The sequence below is a fragment of the Streptomyces sp. NPDC001407 genome (assembly GCF_042895325.1).
Taxonomy (GTDB): Bacteria; Actinomycetota; Actinomycetes; order Streptomycetales; family Streptomycetaceae; genus Streptomyces.
The window spans coordinates 78,217-95,803 of sequence record NZ_JBIAWF010000007.1 but is presented as its reverse complement, the minus strand read 5'-3'; the positions used below and the strand labels follow the sequence as shown (position 1 = coordinate 95,803).

Annotated in this window: 20 protein-coding genes; 8 read left to right on the top strand and 12 right to left on the bottom strand. The window is 72.9% G+C overall.

Going from position 1 to position 17,587, the window contains the following annotated elements:
* Positions 1-142: 142 nt before the first annotated feature.
* On the top strand, positions 143-574 hold the full coding sequence (locus ACFY1P_RS12750) for a roadblock/LC7 domain-containing protein (RefSeq protein WP_361527761.1): 432 nt from the start codon (positions 143-145) through the stop codon (positions 572-574).
* Positions 575-660: 86 nt separating this feature from the next.
* The gene (locus ACFY1P_RS12745) at positions 661-1,035 is read left to right on the top strand and encodes a hypothetical protein (protein WP_390750622.1); all 375 of its coding nucleotides are present in this window, start codon (positions 661-663) and stop codon (positions 1,033-1,035) included.
* A 10-nt stretch (positions 1,036-1,045) separates the two neighbouring features.
* Here the strand turns inward: ACFY1P_RS12745 and ACFY1P_RS12740 are convergent, their stop codons facing one another.
* Positions 1,046-1,888, bottom strand: coding sequence for an alpha/beta fold hydrolase (locus tag ACFY1P_RS12740; protein WP_390750621.1), 843 nt, complete (start codon positions 1,886-1,888; stop codon positions 1,046-1,048).
* Between the two features lie 120 nt (positions 1,889-2,008).
* On the opposite strand from ACFY1P_RS12740, the gene ACFY1P_RS12735 reads away from it, so the two are divergent.
* A complete protein-coding gene (locus ACFY1P_RS12735; protein ID WP_390750620.1) occupies positions 2,009-2,902 on the top strand; it encodes a LysR substrate-binding domain-containing protein in 894 nt (297 codons plus the stop codon).
* 85 nt (positions 2,903-2,987) lie between these two features.
* On the opposite strand, the gene ACFY1P_RS12730 is transcribed toward ACFY1P_RS12735, so the two are convergent.
* On the bottom strand, positions 2,988-3,659 hold the full coding sequence (locus tag ACFY1P_RS12730) for a LuxR C-terminal-related transcriptional regulator (protein ID WP_390750686.1): 672 nt from the start codon (positions 3,657-3,659) through the stop codon (positions 2,988-2,990).
* A gap of 346 nt (positions 3,660-4,005) precedes the next feature.
* Here ACFY1P_RS12730 and ACFY1P_RS12725 point away from each other — a divergent pair, with 346 nt between their 5' ends.
* Positions 4,006-4,902, top strand: a complete 897-nt coding sequence (locus ACFY1P_RS12725) for a polysaccharide deacetylase family protein (protein WP_361527770.1) — start codon at positions 4,006-4,008, stop codon at positions 4,900-4,902.
* Positions 4,903-4,938: 36 nt separating this feature from the next.
* Here the strand turns inward: ACFY1P_RS12725 and ACFY1P_RS12720 are convergent, their stop codons facing one another.
* Positions 4,939-5,565: a YigZ family protein gene (locus tag ACFY1P_RS12720; protein ID WP_390750619.1), complete on the bottom strand. Its 627-nt coding sequence runs from the start codon at positions 5,563-5,565 to the stop codon at positions 4,939-4,941.
* 58 nt (positions 5,566-5,623) lie between these two features.
* Here ACFY1P_RS12720 and ACFY1P_RS12715 point away from each other — a divergent pair, with 58 nt between their 5' ends.
* Positions 5,624-6,031 (top strand): CoA-binding protein, encoded by a 408-nt coding sequence (locus ACFY1P_RS12715; RefSeq protein ID WP_361527774.1) that lies wholly within the window; start codon positions 5,624-5,626, stop codon positions 6,029-6,031.
* A 21-nt stretch (positions 6,032-6,052) separates the two neighbouring features.
* Here ACFY1P_RS12715 and ACFY1P_RS12710 read toward each other — a convergent pair whose 3' ends face one another.
* From ACFY1P_RS12710 to ACFY1P_RS12700, 3 genes are all read right to left on the bottom strand, one after another.
* Positions 6,053-6,490: a MarR family transcriptional regulator gene (locus tag ACFY1P_RS12710; RefSeq protein ID WP_361527776.1), complete on the bottom strand. Its 438-nt coding sequence runs from the start codon at positions 6,488-6,490 to the stop codon at positions 6,053-6,055.
* 18 nt (positions 6,491-6,508) lie between these two features.
* Positions 6,509-8,353: an asparagine synthase (glutamine-hydrolyzing) gene (gene asnB, locus ACFY1P_RS12705; RefSeq protein WP_390750618.1), complete on the bottom strand. Its 1,845-nt coding sequence runs from the start codon at positions 8,351-8,353 to the stop codon at positions 6,509-6,511.
* Between the two features lie 307 nt (positions 8,354-8,660).
* Positions 8,661-9,233, bottom strand: a complete 573-nt coding sequence (locus ACFY1P_RS12700) for an XRE family transcriptional regulator (protein WP_361527780.1) — start codon at positions 9,231-9,233, stop codon at positions 8,661-8,663.
* Positions 9,234-9,350: 117 nt separating this feature from the next.
* On the opposite strand from ACFY1P_RS12700, the gene ACFY1P_RS12695 reads away from it, so the two are divergent.
* Positions 9,351-10,220 (top strand): EamA family transporter, encoded by an 870-nt coding sequence (locus tag ACFY1P_RS12695; RefSeq protein WP_390750617.1) that lies wholly within the window; start codon positions 9,351-9,353, stop codon positions 10,218-10,220.
* 7 nt (positions 10,221-10,227) lie between these two features.
* On the opposite strand, the gene ACFY1P_RS12690 is transcribed toward ACFY1P_RS12695, so the two are convergent.
* The 3 genes from ACFY1P_RS12690 to ACFY1P_RS12680 form a co-directional block, all read right to left on the bottom strand.
* Positions 10,228-11,007 carry an acyltransferase gene (locus ACFY1P_RS12690; protein WP_361527784.1) on the bottom strand — a complete coding sequence of 260 codons (780 nt, stop codon included), beginning with the start codon at positions 11,005-11,007 and terminating at the stop codon, positions 10,228-10,230.
* A gap of 129 nt (positions 11,008-11,136) precedes the next feature.
* The gene (locus tag ACFY1P_RS12685; protein ID WP_361527786.1) at positions 11,137-11,796 is read right to left on the bottom strand and encodes a DedA family protein; all 660 of its coding nucleotides are present in this window, start codon (positions 11,794-11,796) and stop codon (positions 11,137-11,139) included.
* A gap of 176 nt (positions 11,797-11,972) precedes the next feature.
* Positions 11,973-12,425 (bottom strand): DUF4442 domain-containing protein, encoded by a 453-nt coding sequence (locus ACFY1P_RS12680; protein WP_361527788.1) that lies wholly within the window; start codon positions 12,423-12,425, stop codon positions 11,973-11,975.
* 83 nt (positions 12,426-12,508) lie between these two features.
* On the opposite strand from ACFY1P_RS12680, the gene ACFY1P_RS12675 reads away from it, so the two are divergent.
* The gene (locus tag ACFY1P_RS12675) at positions 12,509-13,555 is read left to right on the top strand and encodes a hypothetical protein (RefSeq protein WP_390750616.1); all 1,047 of its coding nucleotides are present in this window, start codon (positions 12,509-12,511) and stop codon (positions 13,553-13,555) included.
* A 21-nt stretch (positions 13,556-13,576) separates the two neighbouring features.
* On the opposite strand, the gene ACFY1P_RS12670 is transcribed toward ACFY1P_RS12675, so the two are convergent.
* Together ACFY1P_RS12670 and ACFY1P_RS12665 are read right to left on the bottom strand one after the other, a co-directional pair.
* A complete protein-coding gene (locus tag ACFY1P_RS12670; protein WP_390750615.1) occupies positions 13,577-14,422 on the bottom strand; it encodes a spermidine synthase in 846 nt (281 codons plus the stop codon).
* Positions 14,423-14,472: 50 nt separating this feature from the next.
* Positions 14,473-15,588, bottom strand: coding sequence for a GTP-binding protein (locus ACFY1P_RS12665; protein WP_361527794.1), 1,116 nt, complete (start codon positions 15,586-15,588; stop codon positions 14,473-14,475).
* A 431-nt stretch (positions 15,589-16,019) separates the two neighbouring features.
* Between ACFY1P_RS12665 and ACFY1P_RS12660 the strand changes: the two genes are divergently transcribed.
* Positions 16,020-16,730 carry a TVP38/TMEM64 family protein gene (locus ACFY1P_RS12660; RefSeq protein WP_361527796.1) on the top strand — a complete coding sequence of 237 codons (711 nt, stop codon included), beginning with the start codon at positions 16,020-16,022 and terminating at the stop codon, positions 16,728-16,730.
* Between the two features lie 2 nt (positions 16,731-16,732).
* On the opposite strand, the gene ACFY1P_RS12655 is transcribed toward ACFY1P_RS12660, so the two are convergent.
* Positions 16,733-17,539 (bottom strand): DUF4097 family beta strand repeat-containing protein, encoded by an 807-nt coding sequence (locus ACFY1P_RS12655; protein ID WP_361527798.1) that lies wholly within the window; start codon positions 17,537-17,539, stop codon positions 16,733-16,735.
* Positions 17,540-17,587: the final 48 nt, after the last annotated feature.

Below are 17,587 nucleotides of genomic sequence, written 5' to 3'. Positions count from 1 at the left end.
CCACTGACAAATGCCAAAACCCTGAGCCACACCCGCACGATCGGTTACCTTCCGTCGCAACGGACACGCCACTGGTAATCGCCCACGGGCTGGAGAGGAATGTGACCGTGCCGTGCAGCCGCCAGTTTCGACCGATCCCATGATGAGACGCGCTTTGAGGCAGTTCGCCGGAAGGAGGCAGTCGATGACCGCAGCACCGCCCGAAGTGCTCGGCGAGCTCCAGGAGTTACGGGTCCGGGTACCCCATCTGACCGGTTCGATGGTGGCGAGCACGGACGGGCTGGTGATCGCGCATCTCCTCTCCGGCGCCGAGCCCGACGGCATGGCCGCGCTGACCGCCGCGGCCCTGGGGGTGGGCGCCCGGCTGACGGACGCCGTGGGCCACGGGGGCTTTCGCGAGCTGCTGGTCAGCGGCGAGTTCGGCTATGTGGCCACCTACGCGGCCGGCGCGTCGAGCGTGCTGACGCTGCTGGCCGCCGCCGACGCCAATGTGGGCCGGCTGAATCTGGAGGCCCGCCGGGCCTGCCCCCGGATAGCGGCTCTCGTGGACGCCTCGCACCGGCGTCAGGCGTGATCGCCCGAGCCCCGCACCGAGGCGTGATCGCGCCGGCCCCGTACCGAAACCCATCACCGACACCCACACCGAAAGCGAAAACTGTCATGGCGAACACCGAAATGGCACTGAAGGACGCGATGAGCTCGATCGAGGGGGCCCTCGGCGTGGCCCTCGTCGATTACGGCAGCGGCATGGCGCTCGGCACCCTCGGGGGGTCCCAGGCGCTCGACCTCAATGTCGCGGCGGCGGCGAACACCGATGTCGTACGGGCCAAGCTGCGCGCCATGGAAATGCTCGACCTCCAGGACCGGATCGAGGACATCCTCATCACACTCGGCACGCAGTACCACCTGATCAGGCTGCTCACCGGGCGCGGCGGCAACGGCCTCTTCCTCTACCTCGTCCTCGATTCCCAGCGGGCGAATCTCGCCATGGCCCGGCACCAGCTCAGGCGCATAGAAGCGGAACTGGAGGTCTGAGCCCGAGGGCTCAGGGCGCGGGCAGCGGCTCCCGGTCCGCCGTGAGCCGCTCGTCCAGATAGGCGGCCAGCTTCGCCGCGAAGCCGGCCGGGTCCTCGCCGGGCGCGCCGTGCCCGGCGTCGATCTCGGCGTAGCGCGCCCGCGCGATGCCCGCCAGCAGCGCCTGCTGCTGCTCGGCGCCGATCAGCCGGTCGTGCGCGCTGGCCAGTACGAGCGTCGGGGCGGTGATCCGGCCGAGCAGGGGGCGCAGGTCGACGGCGAGGTCGGCTTCGGTCTGCCGGGCCGCGCCCTCGCCGTGGATCGTCGCGGCGAGCACGCGGACCAGCTCCTCGTGGGCCGGGGCGTCGGTGCCCTCCCAGTAGCGCGGGCCGAAGGCCATCAGCGGCACGGCTTGCGCGAACAGCGACGTCCCGTGTTCCGCGTCCACGCGCAACAGCTCCAGCCAGGCGCGGAATTCGGCCGCCATCCGCGTGTCGGTGCGCACCCAGCCGGCGTGCAGCGCGAGGGAGCGGACGCGTTCGGGGCAGGTGCCCGCGATGTGGGTCGCGACGGCGGCGCCGAGCGAGTGGCCGGCCAGGTGGAAGGAGTCGAGCCCGGCATGGTTGGCGGCCGCGAGCACCTCGTCGGCGAGATCGGCGAGGGTGACCGGCCCGCCGTGGTCGGTGGTGCCGCCCGAGCCCGAGAGGTCGGGGGCCACGACCGTGAACCGGTCGGCCACGGCCTCGGTCAGCGGTCCCCACTGCTCGCGGGTCGCCGCGGTGCCGTGCACGAGCACGAGCCCCGGGCCGTTGCCGGTGATGTCGTACTCGACGGTGGCCGGGCCGCCGCTGATCCGCAGGGTGGTGCTGGGCATCGCGAATTCCTCGTTCCTCGGTGTACGGCTGGGTGCGCACCACTCTCGTCGCGATGCCGCCGTCGGCCAACAGCCGAAGTGCGCCTACACTCATCGCGGATTCCGATCAATGGGGTGGGCATGGAGATCCGGCAGTTGCGGTACTTCCTGACCGTGGCGGAGGAGCTGCACTTCGGGCGGGCGGCGGAGCGGCTGCACATCGTGCAGTCGGCGGTCAGCCAGCAGGTGCGCAGGCTGGAGCGGGAGCTGGGGGTGGGGCTGTTCGACCGCACCACCCGCGCCGTGCGGCTGACCGAGGCGGGCCGGCGGCTGCTGCCGCACGCCCGGGAGGTGCTGGCCGCGCGGGACCGGGCGCGGGAGGCGATCGACGAGCTGCGTTCCGAGCGGGCCACCACGCTGCGGCTGGGCACCAGCGCCGGGCTGGGCACACGCCTGGAGGAGATCCTCGCCGAGTTCACCCGGCTCGCCCCGAAGGCTCAGCTCGAACTGGTCACGGCCGCAACCGACGACCGGCTCAAGCGGGTGCGTTCGGGCGAGCTGGACGCGACGCTGCTGCGGGGCGAAAGGGACGTACCGGAGCTGGAGTTGCTGCCCCTGTGGGAGGACGACCTCATGGTCGCGCTGCCCGCCCGCCACGACCTCGCCGTGCGCGGCACGGTCGGCATGGCGCAGCTGGCCGGGCTGCCGCTGCGGCTGGCCGCGCGGGCCAGGAACCCCACGCTGTACGAGCTGGTCATGCGCTCGTGCCGGGAGGCCGGGTTCGAGCCGGTCCTCGGCCCGGAGTACACCACCGACCAGGACACCCTGGCCACGATCGGCTACGGCAAGCCGTCGTGGACGGTCCTCTACGCGCCCTACGCGCGCCAACTGGCCGTACCGGGCGTGGTCTTCCGCCCGCTGCGCGACCCCGCCCCCTCGATGCCGGCCTTCCTCGCGGTGCGCCCGGATCCGCCCCGCGCCGAGCTGCGCGCCCTGATCGAGGCGTGCCACACCCGGCCGCCCGTCCCGGCCTGACGCCGTACGCGCGCTGCCGTCCCCCGTACGGCAGCGCGCGTCTTCGGGCAGGCCGGCGCGTGCCGGGTCCCGGTCCCCCGGTCCTTCAGCCGACGAAGTCCTCCACGACCTTCGGCGGCCACGTCCCCACCTTGAGGACCCCGAGGGAGTAGGCGCGCGAGACCAGCGCGGCCCGGTTGGGGACCCGTAGCTTCCGCAGCAGGCACGTCACGTGGTATTCGACGCCCTGTCTGCTCAGGTGGAGGCGGGCGGCGAGGGGGACGGTGGCCACCCCGGCGGCGATGCCCTCGATGATGCGCGCGTCCACCTCGCTCAGGAGCGGCTTGCGGCCCGCGACGACGTGGGTGTCATCGGTGCCCGGGGCGGTGGGCATCAGCACGAGGATGGTGGTGGCGTCGGGCGTCCCGCCGCGCACGGAGACGGCGGTGAGGGGGGTGGTGAACGCGGCGCCCTCCGGGCCCATGGCGATCACCTCGGTGCGGAAGCGGTCCTCGTGTCTGCCCTCGACCAGGCGGGCGAACCGGCGCATCAGGGGCTGCCGCACGCTGGGGTGCACCACGGTGTCGCAGAAGCCCAGGCCGCAGATCCCGGCCGAGGAGTCCCCGAACTTCCGGAAGAACTCCTGGTTCGCCTGCCGGATGGTCAGGGCCGGGTCCAGGCAGGCCGTGGCCACACCCAGGTGGTCGAACGGCCGGACGTCCGCGGACGGGCCGTCCGGTGCGGCAGGTGCGGGGTCCGCGAGCACGGGAGCGGAAATCACCAAGAGACTGAGATCCCTTCAAGGCATGCGAGGCGCGCCGAATCGCCGATGAGACCCGGCGTGCGCGAGATCAGGCCCCCTTCGCTCCCCCGCAGGGTGGCTCCCCCGAAAGGGCCTGGCAACTTGTCCTGAATGGAGACTAGATAGCCCTCGGAGCGCCGGTCAACGAAGATCGGCTCCGGCCCGTTAACCCTGTGGTCGGCCCACCCGATGGTTCGGTCCGGACCATGGACCCTTCGGTAGCACGGCCGGGCGACGGTCCGTCACCCCCGCGCGGCGGGCGCGGACCCGATGGGCGTAACCGGGCGCGCGCCCGCCGGATCCCGCTGCCAGGATCCGGACTATGCGACTCATACGCTCCGTACGCACTCCCCCGGCGGCCGCCCGCCGCCCCGTCACCCGTCTGCTGACCGCCTTTCTGCTCCTCGCCGGCGGCAGCGCCTGCGCCACCTGGGGGACGGCTCCCCTGGAGACCCACCAGGACGACGCGCACGCGCAGGCCGGTGTTGCCCAGGTGCAGCAGCAGACGCGCGAAGAGCGGATGTCGGCCGCCAGGAAGTGGGGGCTGGACCGGCCGCCGCTCGTCGCGCCGCCCCCGCCCAAGGTCAAACCCCAGCTGACGACGCCCGACTGGGCGGACCAGGGTCCCGGTCTGATCCCCGTCTTCGCGAGCGTGCCGACCAACGAGAAGGTCGTCTTCCTGACGATCGACGACGGCGCGGCCAAGGACCACGCGTTCCTCCAGATGCTGCGGGACCTCGACGTGCCGGTCACCGCGTTCCTCACCGACGAGTCGGCCAGCGACGACTACGGCTACTTCCGCGACCTGCACGCCCAGGGCGCGTCCATCCAGAACCACACCCTGCACCACCCGCAGATGATCACGATCTCCGAGGACGAGCAGCGCGCGGAGGTCTGCGGCCAGCAGGACATCCTGCAGAACGAGATCGGCGTCCGCCCGTGGCTGTTCCGGCCGCCCTTCGGCGACTTCGACGCGGGCACCCTCGCCGTCGCCGAGGAGTGCGGCGCGCGTGCCGCGCCGCTGTGGAACGAGGAAGCGTTCCCGGACCGGATCGACTACCGCGAGGACGACCCGCAGTTCCACCCCGGCGACATCATCCTCACGCACTTCAACGGCCCCCAGGCGTGGAACGCCACCATGCCGGACATGCTGCGCACGGTGCTGCGCCAGGCGACGGAGCAGGGCTACGCGCTGGCGCGGCTGGAGGACTACATCTGACCCGGAGGACCGGGCGGGCACCGCGGGCCCGGCGGTTCAGGCGTCGCCGTACGCCTCGCCGCCGAGCTCCAGGCCCGCCGTGCCGGCGGTGGTGTCGGCCAGCCAGGCGCGGAAGCCCTCGACCTCGGCCTCGGGCAGGCCGACCTCGATGCGGACGTCGGCGCCGTAACTCACCTCGCGCACGGCCCGCCCGGTGGCCCGCAGGTCGTTCTCCAGCTTCCCGGCCCGCTGGTGGTCGACGGTGACGGTGGCCAGCCGGAACCGCCGGCGGGTCACCGTGCCGAGGACGTCGAGCGCCTCGCCGACGGCACCGCCGTAGGCCCGGATGAGCCCGCCCGCGCCGAGCTTCACACCGCCGAAGTAGCGGGTGACGACGGCGACCACGTAGCGCACCTCGCGGCGCACGAGCATCTGGAGCATGGGGACGCCCGCGGTGCCGCCCGGTTCGCCGTCGTCGCTCGCCTTCTGGACGGAGCCGTCGGCGCCGAGGACGTAGGCGAAGCAGTGGTGGCGGGCGGTGGGGTGCTCCTTGCGGACGCGCGCGATGAAAGCCTGTGCCTCCTCCTCGGTCGCGGCGGGCGCGAGCGCGCAGAGGAAGCGCGACTTGTTGATCTCGATCTCGTGGACGCCTGCGCGCGCCACGGTGCGGTACTGGTCCTGCATCCCGCCACCCTATGCGCAGTGCGGGAATGGTCCGGCGGGGATGCTCGTTGAGCTCTGCATGTATGCAGAGGCGGGGAGCATCCGCAGGATCATCGAGGAGACCGGCGACACGTGGGCGGTCGTCGGTCTGTCGTCCAACGAGAACCGGGCGGCGTACGGCGTCGCCCAGGTGTTGCAGCGGCACGGCAAGCGCGTCGTGCCCGTCCACCCCAGAGCGGAGACGGTGCACGGGGAGAAGGGGTACGCGACGCTCGCGGAGATCCCCTTCCCCGTCGACGTGGTGGACGTCTTCGTCAACAGCGATCTCGCGGGCGCGGTCGCGGACGAGGCGGTGGCGATCGGCGCGAAGGCGGTGTGGTTCCAGCTGGGCGTCGTCGACGAGGAGGCGTACGCGCGGACGCGCGCGGCGGGCCTTTCGATGGTGATGGACCGCTGCCCGGCGATCGAGATCCCGCGCCTGGGCTGACCCGGCGATTCCAGGGGCCCTTCAGTCGGTGGTTTCCGCGAGCCGCCGCAGCAGCGGCCCCACTTCGACGAGCCGTCGGATCTCGTCGGGGCGCAGCGAGGCGAGGCGCTTGGCGAGCACCTCGGCCTCGCCGCGCGCGAGGTCGGCCAGGGCGGCGGCGCCGCGTTCGGTGAGCGTGACCCGGCAGGCGCGGCCGTCCGTCGGGTCGGCCGCGCGGCGGATCAGGCCCGAGGTCTCCATGGCCAGGACGGCGGAGGTGGCGGTCGGCTGGGAGCAGGGCACCCAGGCGGCGATCTCGCCGATCCGGGCGGGGCCCTTGGCCAGCAGCACCAGAACGGCGATGTGCGTGGGCTGGACGCTGCCGGCGGTGGAGGCCCTGCGCAGGCTCCGGGTGAGCCGGTGCAGGGAGATCACCAGGTGCAGTGCCTCGTCGTCACCGATCGTCATCGCTTTGCCCATCGCCCCGTACGGTTCTGATCAGGGGAGCATGATAGTGGGCGAGTACATGTCCAACCACAGAGCCAGGTCCAGCGTCCGCTCCAGGCCGTGCCGGGACGCCTGGGTGATCTGGGGCGCGTCGTCGTGCGCCGCCTGGCGCAGCCAGGCGCGGTCGATGATGCCGAAGACGGCGTGGGAGGGGCGGGAGAGCAGGTCCTTGGCCTGGCGCTGGAGGGCGACGGCGTACTGGGGGTCCTGGGTCGAGGGGTACGGGCTCTTGACGCGGTCGTAGACCGACTGCGGCAGGACGTCGGCGGTGGCCTCCCGCAGCAGGCTCTTCTCGCGTCCGTCGAAGGACTTGAGCGACCACGGGGTGTTGTAGACGTACTCCACGAGCCGGTGGTCGCAGAAGGGCACGCGCACCTCCAGCCCGACGGCCATGCTCGCGCGGTCCTTGCGGTCGAGCAGGATCCGCACGAAGCGTGTGAGGTGCAGATAGCAGATCTTGCGCATGCGGTACTCGAAGTCGCTCTCGCCGTCGAGGCGTTCGACGTCCTTGACGGCGGCGTTGTAGCCGTCCTGGACGTAGGAGTCCAGGTCGAGGGCGTCGGTCAGGCCCGCTGTCAGGATGCCGTCGTCGTTGCCGAAGTCCCGTGCGTGGCGCACCAGCCAGGGGAAGGTGTCGGCCCGGCGGGCCTCCTCGTCGAAGAACTGCTTGTAGCCGCCGAAGACCTCGTCGGCCGATTCGCCGGACAGGGCGACGGTGGAGTGCTTGCGGATCTCCTTGAAGAGGAGGTAGAGGGAGGCGTCCATGTCCCCGAAGCCGACCGGGATGTCCCGCGCCCGGATCACCTTGGCGCGCACCTCGGGGTCGGCGAGGGCGGCGGAGTCCAGGACGATGTCCTGGTGGTCGGTGCCGGCGAGCCGGGCGACGTCGTGCACGTAGGGCGTGTCGGGGGTGGCACGCAGGTCGTCGGCGACGAAGTTCTCGGTGCGGCCGACGAAGTCGACGGCGAAGCTGCGCACCGTCTCGCCGGCCTCGCCCAGCTGACGGGCCGCCAGGGCGGTCATGGCCGAGGAGTCGAGGCCGCCGGAGAGCAGGGTGCAGCGCGGCACGTCGGCGACGAGCTGGCGGCGGACGATGTCGTCGAGCAGGGTGCGGACGTGCGCGATCGAGGTGTCCTTGTCGTCCGGGTGCGGGCGGGTGCGCAGCGCCCAGTAGACGTGGCTGCGCAGGCCGTTGCGGTCGACGGTGACGACGGTGCCGGGCTCGACCTCGTGCATGCCTTCCCAGACGGCGTGGCCGGGCGTCTTGACGAACGAGAAGAGCTCGCGGAGCCCTTCGAGGCCGACGTTCCGCTCGGCGGCCGGGTTGGCGAGGATGGCCTTGGGCTCGGAGCCGAAGAGCACGCCGTCGGCGGTGGGGTAGTAGTAGAAGGGCTTGATGCCCATGCGGTCGCGGACCATGACGAGCCGTCGGCGCCGCTCGTCCCAGATCGCGAACGCGGCCATCCCGTTGAGGTGTTCGGCGACGGCCTCGCCCCATTCGAGGTAGCCGCGCAGGACGACCTCGGTGTCGGAGTCGGTGCGGAAGCGGTGGCCGCGGGACATCAACTCCGCGCGCAGTTCGGTGTAGTTGTACGCCTCGCCGGAGTAGACGAGGACGACCTCGCTGCCGTCCTCCCGCCGCACGGTCATCGGCTGCCCGCCGCCGGCCAGGTCGATGATCGCGAGGCGGCGGTGGCCGAGTGCCGCGGGCCCCTTGACCCAGGTGCCGCTGTCGTCGGGCCCGCGGCAGGACATCGTCTCGGTCATCGCGTCCACGGTCTTCTGTGCGGAGCGCAGATCACGGTCGAAGGAAATCCAGCCGGTGATGCCACACATGCCATGCCCTCCTGGTCCGGCACGGGGCCGCCGGGAAAACGGGAGCGGGCGCGACGGAGCGCGGCACCGGCTCGGCGACCCCCGCGTCTGTTGTATCGAGCACCTATATAAATCGTCCGCCCGCGGCGCGGCGCCGTCAACCTCGGCCGGGGCCGCTCCCCGGAAGCCCGGCGGCCGGTGCGAGGGGGGCGGGCACGGGCGAAGCGGACCCTGAACTGCGACTTCGCGGTACGCCTGGGTCCGCTTCGACCGCTGCGGTGCGCGCACGGTCGTGGGAGAGGTTTTACCCAAGCCCCCGGCCGGAGCGTCAGTGTGCGGGGGCGACCGCCACGGCCATCGTCATCGTGACGTCTTCCGGACCGTCGTTGCGGTAGGTGTGCGGGACGCCGCCGTCGAAGGTGGCGGACGTCCCGGCGGGCACGGCGTACTCCTCGCCGGCCACCACGAGCGTGAGATCGCCGGACGTCACCGTCAGCAGCTCGACCGTGCCGGGCGGGTGGGGATCGGAGACGTTGCTGTCGCCGGGGGCGATGCGCCAGTCCCACAGCTCCAGCGGCCCCCGGCCCTGCGCGCCGACGAGCAGAGTGGTGTGGCTGCCCGCCTCCGTCGACCACATGCGCACGGCCTCCGCCCCGGGCACGAGCCGCACCGTCGCGCCCCGCTCCTGGTCCAGCAGCGTGGTGATGCTGACGCCGAGCGCGTCGGCGAGCTTGACGGTCGTACCGACGCTGGGGTTGGTGCGGGCCTGCTCGATCTGGATGATCATGCCGCGGCTGACGCCGGAGCGGGCCGCCAGGGCATCGAGGGTGAAGTTCCGCTCGCCGCGCCAGCGCTTGAGGTTGCGGGCGAGCGACTGCGTGAGCTGATCGAGGTCCGTCACGGTCTTCAGTCTTCCTCAGGCTCTACGGTGCAAGATTTTGGGTGGCGTGGTCGAACAAACTGAACTACGGTGCGCTGTACCGCACCGTCCAGCACACTGTACTGCGAGGTTCCCCCGATGACAGCGGTCTTCGCCCTGACCACCAGCCTCCTGTGGGGGCTGGCCGACTTCGGCGGCGGGCTGCTCACCCGCCGCATCCCCGCCCTGACCGTGGTGCTGGTCTCCCAGCTGCTGGCCGTCGGCGTGCTCGGCACGATCGTCGTCGCCACCGGCGGCTGGACCGAGGCCGGGCCCCGGCTCTGGTTCGCGGCCGCCGCCGGCCTCATCGGCCCGGCGGCCATGCTCTGCTTCTACAGCGCCCTCGCCCGCGGCCCGATGGGCGTCGTCGCGCCCCTCGGCGCGCTCGGCGGAGTCGCCGTACCGGTCGGCGTGGGCATCGCCGTCGGGGAACGGCCCGGACTCCTCCAGTTCGCCGGGATCCTGGTCGCCGTCGCCGGGGTCGTCCTCGCGAGCGGCCCGGCACGCGGCGGCGCGCCCATCCAGCGGCAGACGCTGGTGCACACCCTCTGCGCGGCCTTCGGGTTCGGCGCCGTCATGACCCTGATCGCGGAGGCGTCCACCACCCTGACCGGGCTCTTCCTCGCCCTCTTCGTGCAGCGGGTGTGCAACGTGCTGGTCGGCGGGACCGCACTGTGGGTCTCCGTACGGCGCGGCGGCCGGGCCCTGCCGGAGGACGGCGGCATGAGCGCCGTACGGGCCGCGCTGCCCGCGCTCGCCTTCGTCGGACTCGCGGACGTGGCGGCCAACGGCACGTACAACCTCGCCGCGAACAGCGGACCCGTGACCGTCGCCGCCGTACTCGCCTCGCTCTACCCGGTCGTCACGGCACTGGCCGCACGCGGCGTCCTCAGCGAGCGGCTCCGCTCGGTGCAGGCGACGGGCGCGGGGCTGGCCCTGGTGGGCACGGTCCTGCTGGCGGCCGGCTGACGCCGCCTCACACCACCCGGCCGTCGGGCGCCGAGGGGCCCGGCTCCGCCTCCTCCAGCGCCAGCAGCTGCTCCGAGGTCACCCCGTCGGGGAGCGGCACGGGCGCGGGCGTCCGCAGCGGCGGCACCCAGCCGGTCTCCGCGTCCCAGCGGCGCACGACCTTGGCCGGGGCACCGGCCACCACGCTGTGGTCGGGCACCTCGCCCCGGACCACGGCTCCGGCCGCGACGACGACGTTCCGCCCGAGCCTCGCGCCCGGCAGGATCACCGCCCCCGTGCCCAGCCAGCTGCCCGGCCCGATCGAGACGGGCGCGCTGCGCGGCCACTGCCTCCCTATGGGCTGACCGGGGTCGTCGTAGGAGTGGTTGTCACTGGTGACGTAGACGTACGGGCCGCAGAACACGTCGTCGCCGAAGGTCACCCGCTGGGAGGCGACCACGTGGCTGCCCCGGCCGAGGACCACGCCGTTGCCGAGGCTCAGCACGGGTTCGGGGCCCAGGTCGAGGCCGGGCATCATGCCCGCCGTCAGGGTGACCTGCTCGCCGATGATGCAGTGGTCCCCCAGCTCGATCCACTGCTCGCCGAACACCGTACCCAGGGGGAACGCCAGCCGGGTGGCGGGCCCGATCCGGGCGAAGCGGTACGGGCCGGGGTGCTCGGCGGTCACCGCGCCGGCCCGCTGGACCCACCGCCAGCCGCGGTGGACCGCGCGGGACGCGGCACGACGCCCCCAGGCCCGGAGAGCCTCGGGGGCGTCGAATGAGAACGTGTTCCGGTTCTTCGGCACCCGCTCACCGTACTCAGCCGCGCCCGTCCCGGCAGAGGCGGTGAGCTGTGATCTTCCCCCTACCCGGCGAAAGCCCCGGGCCCCCGCCTCGCCGTGGAGGAGGGGGCCCGGGGCACGGACGCTCGCGGGTCAGTCGACCGTGGCGACGGCCTCGGTCCCGGAGGCCGCCTCGGCGGCCTCGGCCTTCTCCGCCTTCTTGGCCTTGATCCGCATGACGACGAACGAGCCCACACCGAAGAGCACCGCGGCCAGCAGGCCGAGGTAGGAGAACTGCTTGAGCCACTTCTCGGCGACCTTGCCGACGGTGTAGATCACCGCGACGGTGCCACCGGCCCAGGCGATGCCGCCGAGGACGTTGGCGATGAGGAACTTCCAGTACGGCATCTTCAGCACGCCCGCCAGCGGACCGGCGAAGATCCGCAGCAGGGCGATGAAGCGGCCGACGAAGACCGCCCACATGCCCCACTTCTTGAACGAGCGCTCGGCGGTGGCCACATGCTTCGGCCCGAAGTGCTTGGGGAACTTCCGGCCGAGCCAGTCCAGCAGCGGCTGGCCCCCCTTGCGGCCGATCAGATAGCCGATGGAGTCACCGACGATCGCGCCCGCGACGGCACAGACACCCAGGACGTACGGATTGATGTGGTCCTGCGTGGCCGCCATCAGCGTGGCGCTGACGAGGACGATCTCACCGGGAAGCGGGATGCCCAGGCTCTCCAGCCCGATGACCCCGCCCACCATCAGGTAGACGGCGACCGCCGGTACTGTCTCGAGCCACTCCTGGATGTGCAACGCCGGTTCCTCCCCGGTTGACGACCCTTACCCGGCGTACGCCGTTCGGGCGCACGCCGCGAAGCCTACTGGAGTGAAGGACTCGCTCAGCGGCCCGCGGGTTGCCACGGATGGCGTATGTGTTCGAGCACAGGGTGCGGCGGCACCGGGGGGAACAGGGCGGCCGACGGCCGTCCCTACGCGTTCGGCCGCAGCGTCCAGACCACCGTCATCTCGCCCGTCACCGCGCCGTCCTCGCGGGTGATCGCGATGTGGACGGGGAACTCCGGGCGCTCGCCCGCGTCCAGTTCCGCGACGACCTCGGGCGCCGGGCGGCCCAGTTCGGCGGTGGCGGTGACGGGGCCCTTGGCGAGCTTCTTGTAGCCGATCTCGGCGCGCACGGCCAGCGGTACGGCGCGGGAGAGCTGGTCGCCGAAGGCGGCGAGGACGATGGCGCCGCTCGCGGACTCGGCGAGGGTGAACATCGCGCCGGCGTGCGGGCCGCCGACGTGATTGTGGTAGTCGGGCTGGTCGGGCAGGCGGACGACGGCGCGCTCCGCGGTGGTCTCCTCGAAGACGAGGTTGAGCGTACGGGCCATGGGCACCGTGGCCACGAGCATGTCGCCGATCGAGGGCTGGGTCTCAGACATGCGGGATAAGTTACCAGCCAGTAGGAATGGCGGGAAGGGGCTCCCGTCGGCCGGGCCGCGGTATGCCTCTATGGTTATCGGCCATGTGGCCAGGACAGCAGCCGCCCGGGGGCGAGCAGAACCCGCAGGACCAGAATCCGTACCAGCAGCCGGGGTACCCGACGCAGCCCAACCCGTACCAGCAGCCGGGGTACGCGCAGCCCGGCCCCGGGCAGCCGAATCCGTACCAGCAGCCCGGTCCGGCCGGTCCGCCCACTCCGCCCATGGGGCAGCCCGGCCCGCCCATGGGCCAGCCCGCGCAGACCGTGCCGCAGTGGACGGGACCCGCCGGGCCCGGCGGGCCGAAGCCGCCGCGGGACAAGAGCAAGCGCACCACGGTCATCGCGATCACCGCCGCGGTGGCCGTGGTCGCCGCCGCCGTGATCACCGGCGTCGTCGTCATGAAGGGCGACGGCGAGAAGACCGTGGCGAAGGACGACCCCTCGTCGGCGCCCTCCTCCGCCGCGCCGTCCTCGCCCGCGCCCTCCTCGGACGCGCCCCTGGACAACCCCCGCGGCGGTGGCGCCGAGGTCAAGCCGGTCATCGACGGCTGGAAGGTGGTCGTCAGCAGCAAGCGGCACCTCGCCTTCGACGTCCCCGCGGAGTGGTCGGTCGACAGCCCCGGCATGTCCGTCGGCTTCTCCGACGCCAAGGGCAAGCCCTTGATCACCATGAGCTCCCCGGCCTACTACAAGCAGGGCTCGTGCGGGAAGAACTCGCAGAAGGCCGCCGCCGGCTCCAAGGGCGCGCAGGGCGCCAAGAGCGAGGAGAGCGCCGCCAAGATCGAGGCCGAGAACTGGCTGATCGCGGGCTACGACCAGAAGCAGACGGGCAAGCTCGACAGCACCGACGCCAAGCCCTTCAAGAGCGACCACGGCATCACCGGCTACGCGGCCTCCGCCACGGTGACCGGGGTGAAGAAGACCGACAAGTGCTCCTCCGACGGCAAGTCGTGGACGGTGACCTACAAGGACACCAATGACGACCTGGCGACATGGGTGCTCTACGCGGACAAGGGCGTCGACGACGAGCTGCCCGACGACACCGTCAAGAAGATCATGAGCTCGCTGCGCCCGCTCAAGAGCTCCTGAACCACCCCCGGCACGGCGCGCTCAGCCCACGCTGAACGCGCCGCCCGGCGGCTCGGGCGACCGCACCGCCTCCGCGTCCGTCACGACGGCCGACCCCGCCGCGAACCGCGCCAGCGCCTCTCCGTGCTCCACCCGCGCCGGGAAGGCGTCGGCGGCGGCACGGCGGACGAGGGCGGCCACCGGGAGCTCGTCGTGCGAGGCCACGAGCACGGCGTTGCCGAAGCGCCGCCCCCGCAGCACCGAGGGCTCCACGATCAGGCACAGGTGCGCGAAGACCGCGCCGAAGGTCGCCACCTGCGACCGCAGGAAGGCGAAGGGGGCGCCGTCGGCGAGATTGGCGGCGTAGCGGCCGTCGCGGCGCAGCACCCGGGCGGCCGAGCGCGCGAACTCCACCGAGGTGAGGTGGGCCGGCACCCGGGAGCCGCCGAAGACGTCGGCGACGATCACATCGGCGGAGGCGTCGGCCGCCGCCTCCAGTTCCGTGCGGGCGTCGCCGGCCCGTACGCCGATGCCGGAGTCCTCGCGCAGCGGGAGGTGTTCGGCGACCAGGGCGAGGAGGCCGCGGTCGGCCTCGACGACGAGCTGCCGGGAGCCGGGGCGGGTGGCCGCTGCGTAGCGGGGCAGGGTGAGCGCTCCGCCGCCGAGGTGCAGCACGTCCAGCGCGCGGCCGGGCTCCGCCGCGGTGTCCAGGACGTGGGCGACGCGCCGGGCGTACTCGAATTCGAGGTGCGTCGGGTCGTCGAGGTCCACGTACGACTGCGGTGCGCCGTCGACGGTGAGCAGCCAGGCTCTTCGGCGGTCGATGTCGGGCAGCAGCTTGGCGGTGCCGCAGTCGACGTCCTGGGTCACGGGTATGGGTTCGTCCACTCCCCCATTGTGCGGCGCCCGAGGGCCCTAGCCGGACGGAACGGGCCCGGCTACACCACCTCTCCCACGCCGATCGTGCGGCCGGCTTCACGAAGCATGAGCGGAAGGCCCCGTTCGAGGGGCGCGGCACGGTCCAGGGTGACCGTGAGCGTGAGCGGGCGGCCGGGGAGGGCGGGCCCGTGGGGTCCGAGGTCGACCGTGCCGGGTACGTCGGCCGTACGGAAGTGGAATTGCGCCCGGCAGCCGGTGGCGAGCGGCCGGGAGCGGCCCCCCTCCGCGGCCGGCAGCAGCCGCACGCGGGCGCGGAAGCGGCGCCCGGTCAGGACGCTTCCGGGCGCGGCGACGACGTCGCCGCGGTGCACCTCGTGGCGCTCCACCCCGCGCAGGAGCAGCGCGACGCCGTCCCCGGCCCGCGCGCCCGCCATGGGTTCGCCGAAGGTCTCCAGGCCGGTGACCTCGGTGCGGCGGGGTCCGGCCGGCCGGCCGACGATGTCGACGGCCGCTCCGGGGCGTACGGTGCCGCGCTCGACCGTCCCGGCGACGGCGGTGCCCCGCCCGGTGAGGGTGAACACCCGCTCCACGGGCAGCAGGAGGGGCCCGCCCGTGCGGCGCTCCGGCGTGGGCACATAGGTGTCGACGGCGTCGAGCAGCGCCTCGATCGTGCCCGTCCAGCGGGGGTCACCGTCCAGGGCGCGCAGCGCGGACACCCGGACGACGGGGGTGTGGGCGCCGTCGTAGCCGTGCGCGGTGAGGAGCGCCCGGGTCTCCAGCTCGACGAGTTCGGTCAGCTCCGGCCCGCCGGCGTCGGCCTTGCTGAGGGCGACGACCAGGTGCCGTACGCCGGACTGGCGGGCGAGCAGGAGGTGTTCGGCGGTCCTCGGTCCGATGCCGTCGAGCGCGGAGACGACGAGAATCGCCCCGTCGAGCCCCGCCGTCGCGGCGATCGTGTGCTTGACGCGACCGTCGCCGCCGGGCAGGTCGGCGTGGGCGTAGTGGCGGGTGCCCGTCTCGTAGGCGACGTGGGGGACGGGCGCGGTGCCGGGGGCGGGGCGGGTGCCGAGGAGGCGGGTGATGGCGGCGGTGAGCGTGGTCTTGCCATGGCCGGTGTGTCCCATGGTCGCGATGTTCAGGTGCGGCTTGGTGCGCACGTATGCCTGCTTGGGCATGGTTCCTTTCCCCGGGTGCTGTGGTGCGGTGCCTTCGCGCGGACCCCGGGGGCCGGCCGACCCTTCCCTTCGGGGTCCGTGGAGCGATCCGGGAAGAGTCAGCGTCGCCTGTGCTCGTGGGGGTGCGGGCCCATGGCACGGCGGGGGTCGGCGGCAGCCCACGGCGCGCCCGCGGCGGCGGGCGTCGGCAGAGGGTGGGCGGGCCGGCACACGCTGTCGATGCTCGCGCAACGGGTGCGGGGCGTCGAATGGTTTTCCCTCGCACGGGCGTTGGCGCTCCCCGCGGGTGTGCGGGGGCCACTCGGGGAAATGCCCGGTTCGTGGTGGGCATGATGTCCGGCGGGCGAACAGGCGACGACCGAATGTGCGCGTTCCGCACCGTCTCACCGCGATCACAGCGGCTTTACGGGCGGGTCGGTTAGGCTCCAGCGATGCTCGAATCCGCCGCGTCCTCCCCCGGTCCCGCAGGGCGCCGCGCCCGTGCGCCGCTGTCCCCGTGGTTCCGGCTGGGGCTGCTCGTCGCCCTGCTCGCCGGTGCCGCGGCGGCCGTGCTCGCCTTCCGGCCGGAGCGGCTGCTCGCCGACGGCTGGCCGCCGCACATGTCCGGCCCCGCGGCCGTGGTGCTGTTCGCCGGTGCGTACGGGCTGTGCACGGCGTCGTTCGTGCCGCGCCCGATCCTCAACCTCGCGGCGGGCGCGCTCTTCGGCGGTCCCGTCGGCACGGCGGTCGCCGTGGTGGGCACGGTGCTGGGCTCGGGCCTCTCCTTCGGTCTGGGGCGGCTGCTGGGGCAGGACGCGCTGCGCCCGCTGCTGCGCGGCCGGTGGCTGACGGCGGCGGACCGGCAGCTGAGCCGGCACGGCTTCCGGTCGATGATGGCGATCCGCCTGTTCCCCGGCGTCCCGTTCGCGGCCGCCAACTACTGCGCGTCGGTCTCCCGGATGGGCTGGGCACCGTTCCTGCTGGCGACCGGGCTCGGCAGCCTGCCGAACACCGCCGCGTACGTCATCGCCGGCAGCCACGCGTCCTCGCCGACGTCACCGGCCTTCCTCGCCGCCACGGCCTTCATCGCGGTCACGGGGATCGCGGCGGTGATCGTGGCGTGGCGCAGGAAGGGGCACGCGCTCCGGGCGACCCGTACGTAGCGTCAGGTCGCGTCGATCTTGACGTTGCCGGAGCTGGTGCGCACCGAGAGCTCGGCGTCGGCGGACTCCTCCTTGCGCACACCCACCTCGCTGCTGCCGGAGCTGGTGCCGGTCTCGACGTGGTAGGTGCCGTAGGGCACGGTCAGTTCGACGTTCCCGGAGGTGGTGCGGGCGGCCACCGAGGCGGGGCGCCTGGCGAAGGAGAGGTGCACCGGGCCCGAGGAGGCGGTCACGGTGGCCGTGGGGCCGGACAGTTCGGTCCCCGTGATCCGGCCGGAGTGCGTCCTGACGGCGAGCGGTCCGGTCAGCGCGGCGACGGTCACCTCGCCGGAACCCGTGCCGATGTCCGCCGCGGCCAGGCCGCGCACCGTGACGGGGCCGCTGCTGGTGCTGAGTCTGGCGTGGGCGGCGGCGGGCACGGTCAGCTCGTAGTCGACGAAGCAGTTCTGACCGCAGCCGCTGTGGAAGGTCAGCACGCCCGCTGACAGCTCGTGGGTCGGCCTGGGCTTCGTGGGGCCTCCGTAGTGGAGGGTGCGGCGGATGGTGACGCCGGGGCCGGTGCCGGGCGTGATCTCGATGGCCCCTTCGCGGTTGCCGAGGATCTCGACGGCCGTCACGGGTTCCGTGACGGCAACCTCCTCGGTCGCCGTCTTCCTGGCGCTGTCGCCGATGCCGCACCCGGCCAGCAGCAGACCCGCGGCCGTGGCGAGGGCCGCGAGCCCCAGGCCCTTCCGCCCTGACCGCGCCACCCCGCGGTTCTCGGCCACCGGCCGGGCTCGGTGCGGGAGGCGGTGGAACGTCTGAGGCATGGGGTGATTCCTTGAGGCGGAGGCGGCGGACGGGCACGGACGGATACG